Source organism: Paenibacillus sp. 01T442 (genome assembly GCF_056398345.1).
On record NZ_JBFTPF010000001.1, the window covers coordinates 412,817 to 431,677 of the forward strand.

General features: G+C 44.8%; 14 protein-coding genes. 11 read left to right on the forward strand and 3 right to left on the reverse strand.

All coding sequences use genetic code 11. From position 1 onward, the window contains the following. Positions 1-62 precede the first annotated feature (62 nt). From AC1DLM_RS01740 to AC1DLM_RS01750, 3 genes are read left to right on the forward strand one after another with little or no spacing between them, the layout of a single operon-like run. Positions 63-956 (forward strand): ABC transporter permease, encoded by an 894-nt coding sequence (locus AC1DLM_RS01740; protein ID WP_441987848.1) that lies wholly within the window; start codon positions 63-65, stop codon positions 954-956. A gap of 27 nt (positions 957-983) precedes the next feature. After that, positions 984-1,859, forward strand: a complete 876-nt coding sequence (locus AC1DLM_RS01745) for a carbohydrate ABC transporter permease (protein ID WP_441987849.1) — start codon at positions 984-986, stop codon at positions 1,857-1,859. A gap of 31 nt (positions 1,860-1,890) precedes the next feature. After that, positions 1,891-4,179 (forward strand): helix-turn-helix domain-containing protein, encoded by a 2,289-nt coding sequence (locus tag AC1DLM_RS01750; RefSeq protein WP_477568883.1) that lies wholly within the window; start codon positions 1,891-1,893, stop codon positions 4,177-4,179. A 35-nt stretch (positions 4,180-4,214) separates the two neighbouring features. Here the strand turns inward: AC1DLM_RS01750 and AC1DLM_RS01755 are convergent, their stop codons facing one another. After that, a complete protein-coding gene (locus AC1DLM_RS01755; protein WP_477568884.1) occupies positions 4,215-6,317 on the reverse strand; it encodes an acyltransferase family protein in 2,103 nt (700 codons plus the stop codon). 407 nt (positions 6,318-6,724) lie between these two features. On the opposite strand from AC1DLM_RS01755, the gene AC1DLM_RS01760 reads away from it, so the two are divergent. From AC1DLM_RS01760 to AC1DLM_RS01775, 4 genes are all read left to right on the forward strand, one after another. Further along, positions 6,725-7,681 (forward strand): alpha-L-rhamnosidase-related protein, encoded by a 957-nt coding sequence (locus tag AC1DLM_RS01760; protein ID WP_477568885.1) that lies wholly within the window; start codon positions 6,725-6,727, stop codon positions 7,679-7,681. Between the two features lie 258 nt (positions 7,682-7,939). Further along, complete coding sequence (locus AC1DLM_RS01765; protein WP_477568886.1) at positions 7,940-10,645, forward strand: family 78 glycoside hydrolase catalytic domain; 2,706 nt, start codon at positions 7,940-7,942, stop codon at positions 10,643-10,645. A 43-nt stretch (positions 10,646-10,688) separates the two neighbouring features. Next, positions 10,689-11,603, forward strand: a complete 915-nt coding sequence (locus AC1DLM_RS01770; RefSeq protein ID WP_477568887.1) for an AraC family transcriptional regulator — start codon at positions 10,689-10,691, stop codon at positions 11,601-11,603. A gap of 181 nt (positions 11,604-11,784) precedes the next feature. Further along, on the forward strand, positions 11,785-11,964 hold the full coding sequence (locus AC1DLM_RS01775) for an aspartyl-phosphate phosphatase Spo0E family protein (protein ID WP_477568888.1): 180 nt from the start codon (positions 11,785-11,787) through the stop codon (positions 11,962-11,964). Positions 11,965-11,986: 22 nt separating this feature from the next. Here AC1DLM_RS01775 and AC1DLM_RS01780 read toward each other — a convergent pair whose 3' ends face one another. Beyond that, the gene (locus AC1DLM_RS01780; RefSeq protein WP_477568889.1) at positions 11,987-12,265 is read right to left on the reverse strand and encodes a hypothetical protein; all 279 of its coding nucleotides are present in this window, start codon (positions 12,263-12,265) and stop codon (positions 11,987-11,989) included. 201 nt (positions 12,266-12,466) lie between these two features. Between AC1DLM_RS01780 and AC1DLM_RS01785 the strand changes: the two genes are divergently transcribed. Together AC1DLM_RS01785 and AC1DLM_RS01790 are read left to right on the forward strand one after the other, a co-directional pair. Further along, complete coding sequence (locus tag AC1DLM_RS01785) at positions 12,467-13,309, forward strand: RMD1 family protein (protein ID WP_477568890.1); 843 nt, start codon at positions 12,467-12,469, stop codon at positions 13,307-13,309. Positions 13,310-14,075: 766 nt separating this feature from the next. Next, positions 14,076-14,720 (forward strand): DUF2306 domain-containing protein, encoded by a 645-nt coding sequence (locus AC1DLM_RS01790; RefSeq protein WP_477568891.1) that lies wholly within the window; start codon positions 14,076-14,078, stop codon positions 14,718-14,720. A 69-nt stretch (positions 14,721-14,789) separates the two neighbouring features. Here the strand turns inward: AC1DLM_RS01790 and AC1DLM_RS01795 are convergent, their stop codons facing one another. Beyond that, positions 14,790-15,383, reverse strand: a complete 594-nt coding sequence (locus tag AC1DLM_RS01795; RefSeq protein ID WP_441987781.1) for a TetR/AcrR family transcriptional regulator — start codon at positions 15,381-15,383, stop codon at positions 14,790-14,792. A gap of 426 nt (positions 15,384-15,809) precedes the next feature. Between AC1DLM_RS01795 and AC1DLM_RS01800 the strand changes: the two genes are divergently transcribed. Both AC1DLM_RS01800 and AC1DLM_RS01805 read left to right on the forward strand, forming a co-directional pair. After that, positions 15,810-17,771, forward strand: a complete 1,962-nt coding sequence (locus AC1DLM_RS01800) for an ABC transporter substrate-binding protein (RefSeq protein ID WP_477568892.1) — start codon at positions 15,810-15,812, stop codon at positions 17,769-17,771. A gap of 90 nt (positions 17,772-17,861) precedes the next feature. Next, positions 17,862-18,860, forward strand: a complete 999-nt coding sequence (locus tag AC1DLM_RS01805) for an ABC transporter permease (RefSeq protein WP_441987783.1) — start codon at positions 17,862-17,864, stop codon at positions 18,858-18,860. Position 18,861: the final 1 nt, after the last annotated feature.

Here is an 18,861-nt window from a genome sequence, read left to right on the forward strand (position 1 = left end):
CAAGTGCGGCAGATGTTCGTAAACTGGGGGCTCCCCCGGCTGCGGGCTTCTGCCGACTTGCTATGAAAGACATTGTACGGAACAAAGCGATTTATATCATGCTCATTCCCGTTCTCCTTTATTATGTTATCTTTCAATACGGTCCCATGTATGGCGCTGTGATTGCTTTCAAGCAATTTGATTTGGCTAAAGGCGTATGGGCCAGTCCGTGGGTAGGATTTGATCATTTCCGAGACTTTTTCCAGGGTTACTACTTCTGGAGGGTCATCCGCAATACCCTTGCTATCAGCTTATTACAGTTGGTGTTCGCATTTCCCGCACCAATCTTGCTCGCACTATTATTAAATGAACTTTCGCGAAAGTGGTTTAAACAGCTCGTTCAGACCATCACGTATATGCCTCATTTCATCTCCCTAGTTGTTGTCTGCGGCATGATTGCTCAATTCACATCGAGAGATGGCATCATAACCGATATCGTTGTCTGGCTGGGAGGAGAAAGAACGTCCCTGCTTGCACATGCGGACAACTTCCGAACGATCTTCGTTACATCGGGCATCTGGCAGCAGGTTGGTTGGGGTTCTATCATTTATCTAGCCGCATTGTCTGGCATTAACCCTGAGCAGTATGAGGCTGCGACTGTAGACGGGGCGGGGCGGTTCCGCAAGCTATGGACGATTACGATCCCTGGAATTCTTCCCGTTATTGTTATCCTGTTTATTTTACAAATCGGTCATATGATGGATGTTGGCTTTGAGAAGATCGTCTTGCTGTATAACCCAAATACGTATGAAACAGCTGATGTCATCAATTCCTTCGTGTATCGGCAGGGATTGGGAGGCAGCTTTGAATACAGCTTTACAACCGCAGTTGGCTTGTTCCAATCACTCATCAACTTCACTTTGCTCATAAGTGCCAATTATATTAGCCGTAAACTGAACGAAACGAGTTTATGGTAAACCGTAGATAGAAAGGAGGTTAGAATGATCATGCATAAAAAATCATACGGATCTATCGTGTTCGATGCTTGTAATGTCGCTCTAATGTGTCTGTTCATCATTGTCACAGCGTACCCTTTCCTATATGTTATTGCGGCTTCGTTTAGCAACTCAGATTTGCTTATGAGTCATAATGGCTTATTATTTAAACCACTTGGCTTTCAATTCGAGGCTTATAAAATGGTGCTGTCCAATCCGAATATTGTTTCTGGATACCGGAATACCCTGATGATTGTCGTTGGTGGAACGATTCTCAATGTATTCTTAACATCACTTGCTGCATATGCGTTATCACGCAAAGCGCTGATGTTTGGGCGCCCCATTATGATCGGTATCGTGTTTACGATGTTTTTCTCTGGCGGTTTGATTCCCACTTATTTGCTCGTGTATAATACACTCCATCTAGGGAACAACTTGCTTGCCCTTGTTTTGCCAACAGCTATATCCACATGGAATTTAATTGTGCTGCGAACGTCGTTTGCGGCTATCCCTGAAAGCTTGCTTGAATCAGCTAAAATGGATGGCGCCGGAGAATTTACGACTTTGTTTCGTATCGTCGTCCCTTTATCCATGCCCGCAATTGCCGTTATGATTTTGTTTTACGGTGTGGGACACTGGAATTCATGGTTCCCGGCAATGATTTATTTGCGGGATCGTGAATGGTATCCACTGCAACTCATTATGCGAGAGATTCTTCTGCAGAATAGTGTGGACTCCATGATGGGAGCAGATGATAAATTCTCGGTTGGCGAGAGTATTAAATATGCCACGATCGTAGTTGCTACCGTGCCGATTCTGTTGGTATATCCGTTCTTGCAAAAGTACTTTGCAAAGGGAGTCATGGTCGGGGCTATCAAAGAGTAATAGAATGCTAGAGGGAACGGGGGTGATCGAATTGAAGAGAATAATCAAATTTAATCGTTGGAGCATCTTGTGGTCATGGTTTCTCTCCTATTCCCTCATCCTGCTGATTCCTATTTTGATTGGTTTTTTTGTGTACGTGCAAGTCCGGCAACTGGTGGAAACTGAGATCAATCGTGCGAATGCGGCACTTCTTGAGCAAGTCAAACAAGTTCTGGATGGGCAAATGGATAGCATTAATCGAATGAGTGTACAAGTTGCCTTCCTGCCTCAGGTCAGGGGGCTGCTTTATGCGGAACAGCCGTTGACTGAACAAACGAGGTATTCGATTACGTTGGCATTAAATGAGTTTAAAAACTTAACAGTGGCGCACGAGATGGTCGCGGATTCTTATATTTATTTTAGAAAAGGTAACTTTCTTCTCTCGCAAAGCGCTGTCTACGATCCTGATGATTACTTTGAAACACATCATACAACGAGCAAAAACGCGAAGAATGAATGGTATTCCCTCCTGAACCACAAGTATATGGGAGATCTGGTTGTGTATCCGTACACGAACGATATTGGCGTAACCAAACAAGCAATTCTCTACATGCGTTCACTGCCGGCAGAAGACCGGGGAGAGTCGCTTGCAACGAGTGTGTCCGTATTGGAGTTGGAACGATTCCAAGAACCGATTCAGAAAGTAAACTGGATTAATCAAGGATCTGTTTTTATTCTTAATGAAGAGAACGGTGTTCTTGCATCTACCAAAGATATACGTCTGCCTTCTTCTATTTCCTATGGTCAATTGTCTGGGAAAAGTGGTACAGTCTATGAAACTTGGGATGGGGAAGAGATGGCCGTATCTTACATATCCTCTGATAGCGCCAGGTTGAAATATATATCTGTGCTGCCTGTAAAAGTATTTCAAGAGAAATCTTCCTATATTCGTAATCTGACGATTGTTGGGCTTCTGGCTACGCTCATGATCGGTGCGGCGACGGCTTATATGCTGGCGAGACGCAGCTACCACCCCGTTAACAAACTTGTTCGATCGCTTTCAAGCCAAGCTCAGTTTTCGATCGCTGAAGTTAAGAATGAGTATTCGCTTATCTTTCATGCACTTGATCAGCAAAATAAAGTGCTGCGCAATTATTTGTTTGAGCGTTTGATGAAGGGGCGGCTGGAAATGAATTTCCCGCTGAGTGAAGCCTTGGAAACGCACGGCATCACCTTTGTTGGCGAACGTTATGCCGTTCTGCTTATCAATATTGAAGATTACTCGGAAATGTTCAAAAGCCAGCACGCAGATAATGAGAGTCAGCGGAAATTTGTTCAAATGATCGTCGGCAATATCGTCGAAGAGATGTGCAGGCAGCAACACCTCGCGTATACGGCAGATTTGGACGATATGTTGGCTTTACTGATTAATGTGCAAGATGGATCGGATGAAGAGGTACAAGAGGAACTTTATCGACTGATTGGTGAGGCACGACAAATCATCGAGACGAAGTTCAATATTCATTTTACAACGGCAATAAGCCGTATTCATCTGTCGACCAGCGGTATTCCGATGGCTTATCAAGAAGCATGGAAAGCCATGGAGTACAAGATGCTGATGGGGAGTACGGAGATCATTCAATACGAGCAGCTGCAAAGTCATGAACCTGACTATTGGTTTACGTGGGAAAAGGAACAACGGCTGATCACCGCGATTAAAGCAGGAGAATCCGTGTTAGCGCTTGGCATTCTCGACGAGGTATTTGACGCTATGCATGCTCATAAGCTTCTGCCCATCGAGATGGTCCGATGCTTCCTCTTCGATATGGCTGGGACCGTGATGAAAGCTTTGTACGAAGCAGACTATAGCCGTGTTTCCATGACAGATCATCAAAAGTCCTTATGGCGATTATTGGAATGTGAGAATGTGAACGATATTCAAAAAGGTTTGTCCGATATTTTGAGGCAGATTACCAACGATCTTAGTCAGAAAAAGAACCGACCTTCCGGTCTTGTGGACGATCTGACAGCCTACATCCAGTCACACTACCAGGAAGCTAATCTTGGCGTGGCCGCCATCGCGGAGCACTTTGGTATGAATCCGGTCTATTTGACCCGTGTATATAAAGAGCACACTAAAGACACTTTATTGGATGCTTTGAATAAGGCAAGAATACATGCAGCGAAAAATCTGCTCGCAGATAGTGAGCTTCCCATTAAAGATATCGCAGAGCAGGTTGGTTTCTTCAGCAGCAATACCTTTATCCGAACGTTTAAGAAAATGGAGAGTATCACACCGGGTATGTACAGGGATATGCTGAAAGGACTTATGGAGACATGATAATTTGTGATAAGAGGTAGGGCTAAGCCCGCCTCTTATTTTTTTTGTAGATCTAAATTACTCAAAGCTGTAACAGCATCTAGAATAAGCTTGGCGTAAGCTTCAGCACCCTTACCTGTTAAGTGGACACCATCACTGACAAACCAATCCGGCTTATTTGCACTATAGGAATACCAGTCGACGAGTTTGACATTCGCATGCCCTCTACTAACACCGGCTAAAGTACCATTTACCACATATTCCCACTTTTTGGGTACTCGTGTATTGATGAGAATAATCTTGCGGTTTTCTCCAATCGTCTCGAGCAGAATATCAAGCTGTTCCGAGGTAAAAGGTCCATTCGTACCGAGGTGAATAACGACAATTGGATTTAATTTGTTCTCGGCTTTGAATTGCTGGATGATGTCAGGAGCTTGCGATAGTTGCCGACTGACTTTCCCGTCTACGGTAATCCCTGGAATCATTTTCTCCAAAACTGGAGCAGCGCCCAGCATGACGGAATCCCCGATAGCTGTGACACTTGGGGTTAACAGAACAGGATTATAAGTGCCAGAAGCGTTCACTAGGGTAGGGCCTGTCAATACATTTGAATTCTCAGCTTTAGGCGATGCCGTTGGGGCAGGACTAGGGCTGGTGAGCCCAGCTGGATTCTCAACTTTAGGTACCGTCGGGACGGGACTTGTCCGTGCAGGTGAATTGTCAGCTTTTGGTGATGCTGTTGGTGTAGGAGGACTTGTCAAAGCAACCGAAGTCTTTCCTCTAGGTGTAGATGTCGGGACAGGGCTTGTCGTTTCTGGCGGTTGGTTAACGACAGGAGAAGAAGTCAGGACTTCGCTCGATAATTCAGGTGATTGAGTCGCAGGCGAGGCAATCGCAGTTAATTTCGTCAAACTTTGGGAAGAGACTACAACCTCAGTGCTGCTCAGATTTATGATTTTGGAAACGCAGATCAGCATAAGTAGGACTAGCGGTACGGTTCTAACTAAGAACTTAAGTGGATGCTGGGTTATCATCCCATTCGACCGAAATTTGATCATTTTGGACCAAATGCCCCAATTACCAGTTCTAAATGGGGATTCAATGAAGGAGTAGGACCATGCAGCTAATCCGATACTCAGCGTGAGCTGAATCATGAGGAGAAAGTAGTTTGTATCCGTATTCGAACTAATTGGATTCGTTATGATGATCACAGGATAATGCCAAAGGTAAATGGAGTAAGAACGTTTACCGATCCAGCGTAGAGCCTTCCAGCCGAGAATTTTGCTAACCAAGGTAGATGGGCTTRCTGCCGCTGCTATAACGAATGATGATACGAAGGAAAGGATGAGCATACCACCGGTGTACAGCGATTGATCGTATTCTCCGGTTCGAATAAACATGTAGATAACAATTAATAGTCCAATTACACCCGTCATATCTATCCACAAACGATGTTTGCGTAAGTTAGGTTGGGCAAGTTTACTACTTGGCCATAGAAATGCAAGGGATGCACCGATCAAAAGCCCGAATGCCCTTGTGTCCGTTCCGTAATAGACTCGGCTTGGGTCCGTGCCAGGTTCATATAAAAGCACCATTGCGACGAAAGAAAGAATGGCTCCGGCGAGTGTAAGTAAAACAAACTTACCGCGTGTTGGGCTAAAGAAACGACTTAGGCCAATGACAAGCAGCGGCCATAATAAATAAAATTGCTCTTCAATGGCGAGCGACCAAAGATGCCCTATAGGCGAAGGAGGTCCGAAGCTCTCGAAGTAAGAGATGTGGTGAAAAATGTTGTACCAGTTGCTTGTATATGTTAACGCCGACCAAATATCCCCCTGTATGGCAATTAACCTCGGGATATCCGTAATTGCTAAATAGACGGCAACAGCAACTATCATAGCCACCATTGCCGGAAGCAATCTGCGGATGCGACGAATCCAAAACCTTTTTAGATCGATACGTTGTTTATTCTTGCGCTCTTCAAGCAGCATATCCGTAATCAGGTAACCGGAGAGTACAAAAAATACACTTACCCCTAAGAATCCCCCTGAGGCCCATCCCCAGTTGAGATGATAGCTAATTACAGCAAGAACTGCGAGCGCCCTGATCCCATCCAATCCAGGCATATAAAGCCGATGATTTTGTTTGATTTCCTTCATGTTGATAAATCCTCCAATGTGTCAATTCCTGAAAACAATACTTCTTAGACTGTGTTCTACTTCTTGGAGTTCAAAAAGAGTAAAATTTTTTCTTTTAGTTGGATTTGGTCTGATGTGCTGTAGCTACATGCGGGTTCATTGAAATTTCCAAAGCAATAGGTCATATTGAAAAAGATGTATATGTCAACGCTGCAATGAAGTTACTGAAAGTACTATTTTATTAAAGGGATTGTGGGAGGAGCTGTTAAGGGGTAGAAGGATTCTTCAGAGTTTATCGTGAAGGGAGCGAATGGATGAAATAGATCTGAAAAAAGAACAAAAACTGAAGAGAATCGAGCAAAGACAGCGCACTAAGAAAACGTTTACAATAAGCTTGTAAAACAAATTTATGAGCGGGGGTATTAGATATGAAAAAGAATTTAATCGTCAGTATGTCTGCCGATATGCTGCCGAAAATGCTGCTGACGTTGGAGGCGTATCTGGAGCGTGTCAACGCCGATGATTTATTGGACATGAAGGGCTGGAACCTACTTGACTGGGCACCGATGGATCAACCTAATGATGGTATTGTCACACATCAAAATGTGATGCTGGTGAAGGCACTGGAAGAAACGGCAGCCATGGCAGCGTTCGCTGGTTTGCCTGAACAGGGGACAGTATGTGCGGAGTTCGCTGTCAGAGTGAAAACAGCGATTAATCGGCATCTCTGGAGTGAGGAACGCGGCGCCTATCTCGATTGTATTCATCCAGGAGGTCGCCGCTCGACGATCTTCAGTATGCAACCGCAAGTCATGGCGCTGCTAGTCGGCGTTGCGGGAGGAGAGCGAGCTGCAAGACTGAATGAATACTTGACCGCCACKCCTGAAGGATTCGTGCCGATCGGAAGCCCGTTTATGTCTTTCTTCTATTATGAAACGTTGATGAAATCGGGCAACGTACAATGGATGCTCGATGACATGCGTGAGAACTTCGGCTTTATGCTCGATAATGACGCGACGACATGCTGGGAAATGTACGGCCACACGACGATGAATCGTGCGAACGAGAATGATCTGACGCGCAGTCATTGCCACGCTTGGTCGGCTGCTCCGGGATATTTCCTCGGCGCTTATGTGCTAGGCGTGCGTCCTGCTGCACCAGGGTGGACGAAAGTGATCATCGAACCCATGATCGGCGATTTAAGTTGGGCGAGTGGAACGGTTCCGCTGCCGCAAGGCGGGTGTATCGATGTCGCTTGGAAAGCAGAGAAGGGGGAGATTGCTTCGCTGGTTATTACAGCGCCCGCAAGTGTAGAACTCGATATTCGAGCACCGGCGGCGTGCAGTGTTGCAGTTAGTCGGGTGAGAGAACTTCCAGCCGTGTAACTTGGAGATTGGCAATAACAAACCATAAAGACGGTTATTAATTCGATGCTGAATCAGAAACCGTCTTTTTGCATTAGAAGGGCCATTGATGGCAAATGCGCACACGTAAGTCGATAAAATCGACTTACACGCGGCCGGCGGAGCAAATTAAAAGTCCAAAAAGTCCACCTATACCGTCGATTTCGTTCTCCCTCTCTTTGAGCGTTTTCTCATAAGATAGAGGTACGAACAATGGGAGACGACGAAGGAGGAAAAAGCATGAATCTAGCTTGGCAGCTAACGAACCTAAGAACGAATGCAATGGTAAATCCACTGGGGGTGGAAACAGCAGCTCCCCTATTAAGCTATATTATCGAAGCTTCTGCTCGGAACCAGCGTCAAAGTTGTTATCAAATTCTAGTGGCGTCTACCAAGGCCAAACTCCAAGATGATATTGGCGACATGTGGGATTCAGGTAAAGTAGCGGGAAGCGCGACTAGTAACATTCTCTATAGCGGAACCGAATTAGCTTCGAGGCAAAGGGTATATTGGAAAGTTCGGGCATGGAATGAAGCGGGCGAAGTGTCAGACTGGAGTGAAGCTTCCCAATGGGAAGCGGGGCTTCTTCATGAAACCGATTGGGCTGGTAAATGGATCGGACAGGGAGAGACGTGGGAAGGTAATCGTTCTGTGGTTCCTATGTTCGTGAAAGAGTTTGAGGCAGCGTCGGGTAAAAGAATTGCTGAAGCCAGACTCTATATCAGTGGATTGGGGCTGTTCGAGGCTCACTTGAACGGCACTAAAGTGAGTAACCACTTTTATGAACCAGGTGAAAGTGATTGCAGAGATACCGTGTTTTACGTGACCTATGATGTAACTGATCATTTGAAGTCAGGGAATAATGCGATTGGTATTCTGCTTGGCAACGGCATGTACGGCAATTATTCCGAAGTCAGCACACAAACGGGAGATCGTCTCCGCTATACGAAGTCAGATGGCATTGAGCTAAGCACCTCGTGGCAAGGTTTGTACGGAAGATTGAAAACGATCGCGCAAATGGAAGTGAAGTACGAAGATGGTTCGGTCGACACAACGGTTACAGATGAGAGTTGGGTATTCACGGAGAGTCCGACAACATTCTCAGGCTGGTTCGGCGGTGAAGACTATGATGCGACGAAAGAAGTGATAGGCTGGAATTGTGCAGGCATAGCCAGGGACAACTGGCAACCCGCGCAAATGATGGAGCCGCCGATGGGCAGGCTATCAGCTAGAGAATGTCCCCCTATTACAATAGCTGAAAGCTATCAAGCTGCATCGGTTACGAAGCTGGCGAGTGGCAATTATCTCGTGGATATGGGCAGGAATGGCGCCGGGATCCCCGAAATCATTTTAACTAATACCACACCTGAGGTGGCTGGCGGCAAGATTACCTTGTATCCAGCGGAAGTTCTAACGAGCGAAGGCGGAGCCGATCCTCATAGTGGCATACAATACATCGAGTGGGGAATTGTTTACAATAGCTATGTGCTAAGCGGCAAAGGAGAAGAGCGGTGGCAGCCAACTTTTTCATACCAAGGATATCGCTATTTAGAAGTCGAACTAAGTAGGGAGCTGGCTGACTGGGTTCCGGATGTGTCTCATTTCATGAACCATCTGCTGCGAACAGAGAATGAGATGGTTGGCACATTCCGAACGTCAAGCGAGGATATTAACACGATCGATACCATAATTACACGTGCAATTGAGAGTAACATGTACAGTGTTCTAACAGATTGCCCGCATATGGAGAAATTAGGATGGGCCGAAGTTAGTCAGTTTATGTTCAATTCCATTTCGTCCACCTTTGATATTCAGGCATGGATGAAGAAATTTACCAAGGATATGATGGATTCGCAAGAGGATAGCGGAGAAGCGATAGCGATTGCTCCTGAATACCAGCGCATTACGTTTCTGTACAAAGATCCAAACTGGGGCGGTGCACTGATCCTGACGCCATGGCAGATCTACCAGGTGTATGGGGATTGGACGATTCTGCAGCAAGCTTATCCGAACATGAAGGCCTATGTTGCTTATCTGAAAAGCCAAACGACAGACCATCTTCTTATCGGTTATGCTCAGATTGGTGAATGGGGAGCCTATGATACCTCGACACCTACCGACTTTGTGGCTACGTGTGCTTATTTCCGAATTGTGAATACTGTGGCTCAAATATCAGGCGTCCTAGGGCAAGCTGAAGATGCAGCTTACTATATGGATCTGGCAGCGGATATTCAGGCAGCTTTTAATCATGCTTATTATGATGTGGCGACGGGTATCTACGGTTCAGGCAGTCAAGCGAGCTATGCTTGCGCGTTATTTAGTGAATTGGTCGAAGAGCGATATGTTCCGCGGTCTGTAGATTTGCTTGTCCAAGCAATCGAAGCGACAGACTTTCATTTGAGTACAGGCGAAGTTGCGCTCAAGCAGATGCTAACCGTAGTGGCGGACCAAGGCCGTAATAATATTGTCTATAAAATGGTCACGAATAAAACGCAGCCAAGCTACTTGTACTTTGTAAGCCAAGGTGCCACAACGTTGCCCGAATATTGGGACATGGTTCGTTCGCAAAATCATTGCATGATGGGACACGCCAAGGAATGGCTGACCCGTTCACTTGCGGGGATTTCACCGACATCGCCGGGGTATGACTCCTTCGAGATCAAGCCGTACTTGCCAACGGATTTGGCTGAAACCGAAGCATCCTTGAAGTGCAATTATGGGATGATTGCCGCGCATTGGATCAACGACACAGCTAATCATCGAATAACTTTAAAAGTAACCATTCCCGTTGGTCCTGAAGCAACCGTGTATGTCCCTAAGTGCGGAGATATTCTTCGCATGGATGGGCAAGAAATCACAGCTGCTTTGGATGGTAGCGGTTCATACTTTGTCGTAGATCGAGTAGGATCAGGGACGTATGTATTTACGACAGAAATAGCGATTTAAGGTTGGTTAATATTATCTGGCCTATGGCCGTGGGAGAGCACTTATGCTGCCATTCATGCAACTATTGCAAAAACAACCCATACGGCCTTATGTCCGCTATGCGCATCATATGCTTCAAGCCTTGCATATGGTTCCGCGAATCATTTTCGATCATGAATTGGTGTGGATTGAAAAGGGACGTGGCAGCCTTACAATTGGCGAGTCATCCCTTCCATATCAAAAAGGGGATGTATTACTGATCCCTCCTGGGACTGTCCATACGTTGTCTGGCCCCTTTGAAGCGCATAAAGCGATCCACTTTGATTGGGAGCATCGACCTGAGGCGCAGGAGGCACTCGATCAGCAGATGGATGATCAGGAAGCAGGAAGAGTTCGCCATAAACGCGGCTCTCTTTGGCTGCCTCACGCCGTTGTCTTCCAAGCGGTAGGCCTTGACATCGTAGCTGCCATCGATGAAGTTGTTGACGCCTACCAATCTGACGCTAATTTCAAGTCGCTCCAGCTTCAAGCTGCCTTCAGCCGACTGCTCCTTCATCTTGTAGTGGATGTAGACGAAAGACGGATATCGTATGATCAGCTTGTAGCACAGGACCCTCCTCACATGGCGATTTCATTGGAGGAGAAGGCAGAGATCACKGGGTTAGCGGATCAATTGATGACACGGGTAGAGATAGCGGATGTGGATCCATGCCTCTTGCAAGAATTGATCCAGTCGATTCCACTAGGTGAAGCGCAGATAAGACGCCTATTCAAAAGACAATTCGGTTACACACCGCACATGTACCTTACGCTGCTATGCCTGAATAAGGCACGCAAGCTGCTCCAAGAAAGCTCAACATCTGTACAGGACATTGCTTATGCTTGTGGCTATGAAGATGCCAAGTATTTCAGTCGATTGTTCCACAAGTTGGAAGGTGTCGCGCCCGTGGAGTTTCATTCGCTGCATAAGCGAACGTAAGAGTCGCAGTTGCAAGAAAGAGACCAACCTCAAGTAGTGAATTCTACTTAGGGTTGGTCTCTTCTTTTTTGAAACTAACACTCTCACCAACAATTTCTAATAGTAATCTAATAGTCTTCATTTACTATACAGATATTAGGACAAGCAACTAATTTATATAACTAGAACGGAGATGGATACGATGGAATCAAAACTTCAGCAGAAAATTGACAGCTTGCGATTCGAAATGATCAATCAAGCGGCGATCAATGGTAGCCTAACACATGAGAAAGTCGTATCCATTAGTCAGTTGTTAGATCGATACATTGTGCTATACCAGAAGCTTATCCTCAAAAAAGCAAAATTAAAATTAATTAGTTAACTATGGCATTCATAACGATTAGCTACTCATTTTGTGGATCTGGGGCAGGTTGTTCTTCGGCTGCAGCGACTTCATCAATTGCTTCTTCATTCACTTCATTCGTCTCTTCACTGACTTCGACTTCAGCGCTGTCGCTTGCTGTCTCGCTTGGAGCTGCATGCTCACCCGCAAGTTGTTGAAGCGCTTCTAATCTGCTGCTCAAGCTCTTAATTCTTTCATCCGCTTGGTTGCCAGCGCCAGATAGTTGCTGCGCATGACGGAGCAAGGATTGTACTCTTTTAATTTCGGCTGTATGTGCCATCGTTATGTTGCCTCCCCATAGTCTCGTTCATTTTATCTAACACCAAGGAAAACTATCATCCATAGAAAAGTGTATACTTTTCTATCTTGTACTACAAGAGAAATTAGCATGGCTGCCTATCGTACCAACGAGTGAGGATTGAAGAACACTTTTTCTGTCAAAAATAGGAGTAAAACTCTTTCAGACAGATGAGTGGTGACTATGAAGGATTTAACATTTAAAGCTTTGGCCATAACGAATGAAATTGATTTGAACAAAATTGCCGCCTATTGCGGGATTCCCAAAAAATTTACGTGGGAACAGCCTTTAAGTTTAAGAGGTGAAATCCTTTCTAAGATCCTCCATAAAGATATAGGTGGATTCCAACAAGTGTTTGTGTTTTCTTTCGGAAGCGTCGTCTTCGTTAATCACGTAGACAAGGGAGAAATAACGAACTTCTTGAAGTTTATTCAGACATTTGAACCAGAGATCGATCTTCAACATTCCGAGAAATACACGGAAAATTACAGACTGCACACCGAGCAAATCAATAACATGGAATTGACTGACAAGTATGTCGTAGTCGCTGAATATGAGCCCTATTATCCGGAGTTAATCTCGACCGTCCTTGCCAAATCAGTTGCACTTGAAAAGATCGAGGAACAGCTTGGAAAAATTCACGATAGTCTTGAGATTATGATCGATAGACTTGAAAAAGGGAAGCTTCGTGTAGGCAACAAAGAATTAGCAAGAACGACAGCACAAATCGTTCGTCATGAATATAACACCCTTGCGTATATCATGATATTGGATAAACCTGATTTGACTTGGTCAAATAGCTCAGCGGGCCATTTTTACGATGAGATGATCGAATTTTTTGAATTGAATGATCGGTTCACCATTCTTAAAAGCAAAACGGACATTTTGTATCACATTTTGGAAKGTTTCTCAAACATTAGTCACTCCATCCGAGGCCTCTTCGTTGAATGGATCGTTGTGATTCTCATTGTTATTGAAGTGGTACTAACGATCTTGCAAATCTTAGGTTGGATTCCCTCACATTAACCCAAAGCGGCCCCTTCTAGGAAGAGGTCGCTTTTTGCGCTGGGCTTTTGTATGCTCGCGTCTTCCTATTTTTGTAACAATTCAATAGGAAAAAGGGTAGGCTTTGTTATATAATAAAAAAAAGACCGTACGGTTCGGTTTTTAAAAAAAACAGAAAGTATAAAATTCAAAGTACAGAATTTCCTTCTAAGCGTGGCGATGCTGCAGAATTTGCGCCAATCGAACGCTAGCGCACAAATATTGTGCGCAAGGGAAGTATCTCGGCCTGCGATCGCACGCTACCGCACAAATATTGTGCGCAAGGGAAGTATCTCGGCCTGCGATCGCACGCTACCGCACAAATATTGTGCGCAAGGGAAGTATCTCGGCCTGCCATCGAACGCTAGCGCACAAATATTGTGCGCAAGGGAGGTATCTCGGCCTGCCAATCGAACGTTAGCGCACAAATATTGTGCGCAAGGGAAGTATCTCGGCCTGCTATCGAACGCTAGCGCACAAATATTGTGCGCAAGGGAAGTATCTCGGCCTGCGATCGCACGCTAGCGCACAAATATTGTGCGCAAGGGAAGTATCTCGGCCTGCGATCGCACGCTAGCGCACAAATATTGTGCGCAAGGGAAGTATCTCGGCCTGCTATCGAACGCTAGCGCACAAATATTGTGCGCAAGGGAAGTATCTCGGCCTGCCATCGAACGCTAGCGCACAAATATCTGGCGGGGCATGCTGCCTATTCTTATTGAAGCTCCTCTTTAGAAAGGATGAAGGTATGTCCACTAGTAAAAAAGCTTACCTATTCATGTTATTAATTACAGCTGTATTTATCGTGTACGTCTTGTACGCCAACTTTGTTCATGATCCGCAAGCAACTGCCTTTCTAGGCCATAAAGAAACGCTTAAACGAGCTTTACACACGGAAGTTTGGCTGAAAGTGATGAATGTACACGTCATTTTCGCATGTATGGCTATGCTGTCGGGGGCTGCTAATATCTCTTCAGTTATCTTGAAAAAGTATCGTAAATTCCATCGTATGAACGGGTATTTCTACTTGATCTCCGTGGTCATCGTTGACGTCACTTCCGGTTATATGGCGCCATATGCGACAGGCGGGAAAGCTAGCAGCATGGGGTTTAACTTGATGAATATTGTGTGGCTGGCTATGACCATCGTCGCAATCGTAAAGATCAAGAAAAAACAGGTCAATCAACATCGCAAGTGGATGACGAGGAGTTATGCTTTCGTGTTTACGAATCTCACGATTCATACCATAACTGCGCTGCTCCATAATGGGATTGGCCTTACGTATACAACCAGCTACACCGTGGCCGTGTACGGATCGATCCTCTGTCTCATGGTAGCTGCGGAGATCGTTATTCGTACTGTTTTTAGAAAACCTAGCACGACAATGATCTGAAGGAGAGATGCTGCCATCGAAGGTTACAGGCAGACGAGTGCACTGAACAAGCGCAGAGAAAAACGGCTGCTAATGAGCCTTGTAGGTCATGAGCAGCCGTTCAATATGTTGACGAGAATAAGCCACATGTCGGTTGTCCCGAGTAAGTCTGCTAGCCATTATGCCGCCTTCAATGCTTGAAAAAATAAATGAAGCTACCGATTCTAATTCCATCTCTGGTTGAAATTCCCCGTTGCTCACTCCTTGTGCAAGCAAAGATTGAAGGAATCCAGACATTTGGGTGTAAGCCTGGGCAGCATGATCTCGAAGAACAGGGAAGGAGTGGTCGCTTTCGACCGCTGTATTTAAGAACGGACATCCACCTTGGATGGGTGGGTTATGGACGGTGTCGCGGTACACATCGCACATCGCTAGAATTTTGCCAATAGCCGTGTCCTGAAGTTCGATGGCCGCAGCGAACTGCTGCCATAAGACTTGTCCAGCGTATTGAAAAGCTTCAATCGCAATATCGTCTTTGCTGGTGAAAGTGCGATAGATCGCTCCTTTGGTTAAGCCAGTCGCGTCCATAATATCTTGCATCGTCGTGCCCGTGTACCCTTTATCATTAAAAAGAACAGCCGATTTCTCAATGATGCGGAGTTTCGTTTGTTCACCTTTGCGCATGGGGATAATTCCTTTCTAACCAAACTGACAATGTTAGCCCAATTATAACACATCGCAATGCACCTGATTACTCTTTCGCGGTTCCCTCAGCAAGCCCCCCACATTCTTCCAAAAAAAACGTTGCAAACGATTCAAATCCGATGTAAGATACAAATAAGCAAAAAAGCAAACGCTTACAATTAATAGTATTAAACCGGTTTAACAAACCAAAACAGGGAATTTTACATCTTAGGAAGAGCACTCGCGTTCCGTGTGTTAAGCGCTTACATTTTTTATTAAAACGGTTTAACTACATACATCTCATTTTTTTTAATATCTTATTAAACCGGTTTAAGGATATTCTACCTTGGGGGTGAAAGGTACCGATTTCTAATTAAGCGATGAGGCAGAAGGAAGAACAAGTTTAACATTATGGAGGGGATTGGCTTGAAAAGAAGTGGTTTGTTTATTGGGATGATGTTGATATTTGCAGTTGTTTTTGCAGCATGTGAGAGTGAAAGTGAACCAAAAGCAAGCTCAGCAGTGAAAGAAACAACAGGTCCAGTTGCATCAGCGGCTACAAAGATAAGCGGATTCAAAGAAGCCCCGATGTTAGCGAAGCTTGTTACTGCAGGGTCGCTTAAGCAAGTAACGGATCGGATGCCTGTTAAGGAAGATATTATGGTCGAGAAGGTAACGGATGAAATCGGGAAATACGGCGGCGACTGGAAAATGCCTTGGGGTGGACCGAATGATCGCTGGGCTGTTGGTCAACCTACGGAGGAAGCGTTATTTCGTTTCAATAAGGACGGAAGTGCGGTTGAGCCTAACGTTGCCAAAAGCTATGAAGTCAACAAAGACTCAACAGAATTCACGATCCATTTGAGACAAGGCATGAAATGGTCAGATGGTGTGCCTTTTACAGCTGACGATGTCCTTTTCTATTGGGAGCATATGCTCACGAAAGAGACTTTCGGTAAGAAAATTTATGATGCCTATTACTCTGTCGACCCTGTGTCGGGAGAAAAGGCTTTAGCCACAGTGACCAAAGTGGATGATTACACTTTTAAAGTTACCCATAAGTATCCTAGCGTACAATTTTTGGAGCGTGTGGCCATCGATAACAAATGGTTCTTTGCGCCGGCACATTTCCAAAAAACGATATTGCCTGAATTTGTAGGTGACGCGAAGGCGCTTGAAATTGCGAAGCAATGGGGTTATGCCGATGTGAAATCTTTCTTGGTAGCAACGGGCTATTACTACTGGGTTAACCCGCAAATCCCAACCTTAAGAGCTTGGGTAGCTAAAAACGATCCGAATAGTGATCAATTTATTATGGAGCGTAATCCCTACTATTGGAAAGTAGATAGTGAAGGAAATCAACTGCCTTATATGGACCGTATCGTGGCTACCAAAGTACAGGATCCAGCACAAAGAGTTCTTGGCGCATTAGCTGGCGATTATAATCTGCTTGGGTTTGACTTTAAAGATTTCACCGTATTAAAAGAAAATGAGAAAAAAGCAGGCTTCAATGTATTGGCTTGGACGACAGCAGCATGGTCAAGTACGGGGCTTCAGTTTAATCAAACCATTGCTGATCCTAATCTGCGTAAGCTTTTCCAAGACATTAAATTTAGAGAAGCTGTTTCTGTTGCGGTTGACCGCAAAGAGATTTCAGAAATTGTTACGAACGGCTTAGGGGCACCTCAACAGGCTTCCGTTCCAGAAGGCTTGGTTGGCTACCAAAAAGGCTGGGCCGATCAATGGAGTAAATTTGATCAAGCGCGTGCGAATCAGCTTCTGGATGAACTTGGTCTGACAAAACGTGATAAAAACAATTTTCGTTTAAACGCTGACGGTTCTGATCTAACCATTACGGTTACTGAGAACACGACGAATACGGCAACCTTCTTGGAATTAGTCAAGAAATATTATGAACAAGTGGGTCTCAAGGTAGATATCAAAGTGGTAGATGCCGGTACGCATAATGATCTCAAATATGCCAATAAGATTGCAGCAACGACAGAAAATATTTCGCTTGTCAATGTGGCGTTTAGACCGGATACACTTGTACCACTGCGCGTATTAACACCATGGCTTGGCAATTATGGCTTGTATACGTCTTCCAATGGTAAAGAGGGAGTTAAACCGGAAGGTGACATCGCGTTAATTTTGGATTACTGGAATAAAGTTAAAGCATCGTCAACCAAAGAAGAGATTACGAAGTGGAGCAATGAAATCATTAAACTCAATCAAAAGAATCAATGGCTGATTGGTTACACGGGCCCAACACCAAATCTGATTGTTGTTTCAAACAAGATGGGCAACGTGCCTAAGAATTTAATCTTTGCTGATGAATTCCGCAGCTTAGGTCATGGACATCCGTCTCAATTCTTTATCAAACAATAGGTCGTTGTTTACGACATACTGGGGAAAGTCAATTTCCCCAGTATTCGTTTCAAGAGGATCATCGAATTAACCGGAGAGGACAGGATCGAGATGCTCCAATATATTTTAAAAAGAATAATTTTGGTCATACCCGTTGTTTTTGTAATATCGGTTATTGTCTTCTATATCATTCAGTTGCCGCCTGGTGACTATGTTTCATCATATGCGGCGAAGATGTCCGCGGCTGGTGAGATCATGACGCAACAGGATATTGCTGAAATGAGATCAGCCTTAAAATTAGATCAACATTGGTTTATACAGTATTTGGAATGGATGAAAAACATTTTCACCGATTTCAACTTCGGATATTCGTTTAGCTTTAACAGGCCTGTTATGGATGTGATATCGCAATACATGGCGTTAACTCTGATCGTTTCTCTAGCGACGATGGTATTTACGTACGCGGTAGCGATACCAATTGGGATCTATTGTGCAGTTAAGCAATATTCCATTGGTGATTATATTTTCTCGGCATTCGGTTTTCTTGGTATGGCTACGCCTCACTTTTTAATGGCCATCATTCTCATGTATTTGTCCTATGTGTATTTTGGTGATCCTTTGTTAGGCTTATTTTCAAATGAATACGCGAGTGCGGCATGGTCGATGGGCAAAATTCTTGACTTGCTGAAGCATATGATTATCCCTGTTATTGTCATAGGTTTGGCGAATACAGCAGAGCTCATTCGAGTCATGAGAGGGCAAATGCTGGACGAATTAAATAAGCCGAATGTGGTGACTGCTCGGTCCAAAGGCTTATCAGAAACGAAAATATTACTGAAATACCCGACGCGCGCTGCGCTCAACCCGATCGTAAGTACGCTTGGATGGTCATTAACGTCCATTTTTACAGGTTCAACGATTACGGCGATTGTTCTGAATTTGCCTATTCAAGGTCCAGTCATGTACAACGCATTACTAGCTCAGGATATGTATCTGGCAGGCACGTGGTTATTATTTATGGCCGTGTTAACGGTTGTGGGAACATTAATTTCGGATATTTTGTTGGCATGGCTTGATCCCAAAATTCGCACGGCATTCCGAGGTGTGTGAC

Excerpts from the sequence above, each read along its gene's own strand:
- AC1DLM_RS01740 (WP_441987848.1), top strand. The coding sequence starts at position 63 with ATGAAAGACATTGTACGGAACAAAGCGATTTATATCATGCTCATTCCC.
- AC1DLM_RS01765 (WP_477568886.1), top strand. The coding sequence starts at position 7,940 with ATGAATCTAGCTTGGCAGCTAACGAACCTAAGAACGAATGCAATGGTA.
- AC1DLM_RS01775 (WP_477568888.1), top strand. The coding sequence starts at position 11,785 with ATGGAATCAAAACTTCAGCAGAAAATTGACAGCTTGCGATTCGAAATG.
- AC1DLM_RS01780 (WP_477568889.1), bottom strand. The coding sequence starts at position 12,265 with ATGGCACATACAGCCGAAATTAAAAGAGTACAATCCTTGCTCCGTCAT.
- AC1DLM_RS01790 (WP_477568891.1), top strand. The coding sequence starts at position 14,076 with ATGTCCACTAGTAAAAAAGCTTACCTATTCATGTTATTAATTACAGCT.
- AC1DLM_RS01795 (WP_441987781.1), bottom strand. The coding sequence starts at position 15,383 with ATGCGCAAAGGTGAACAAACGAAACTCCGCATCATTGAGAAATCGGCT.
- AC1DLM_RS01805 (WP_441987783.1), top strand. The coding sequence starts at position 17,862 with ATGCTCCAATATATTTTAAAAAGAATAATTTTGGTCATACCCGTTGTT.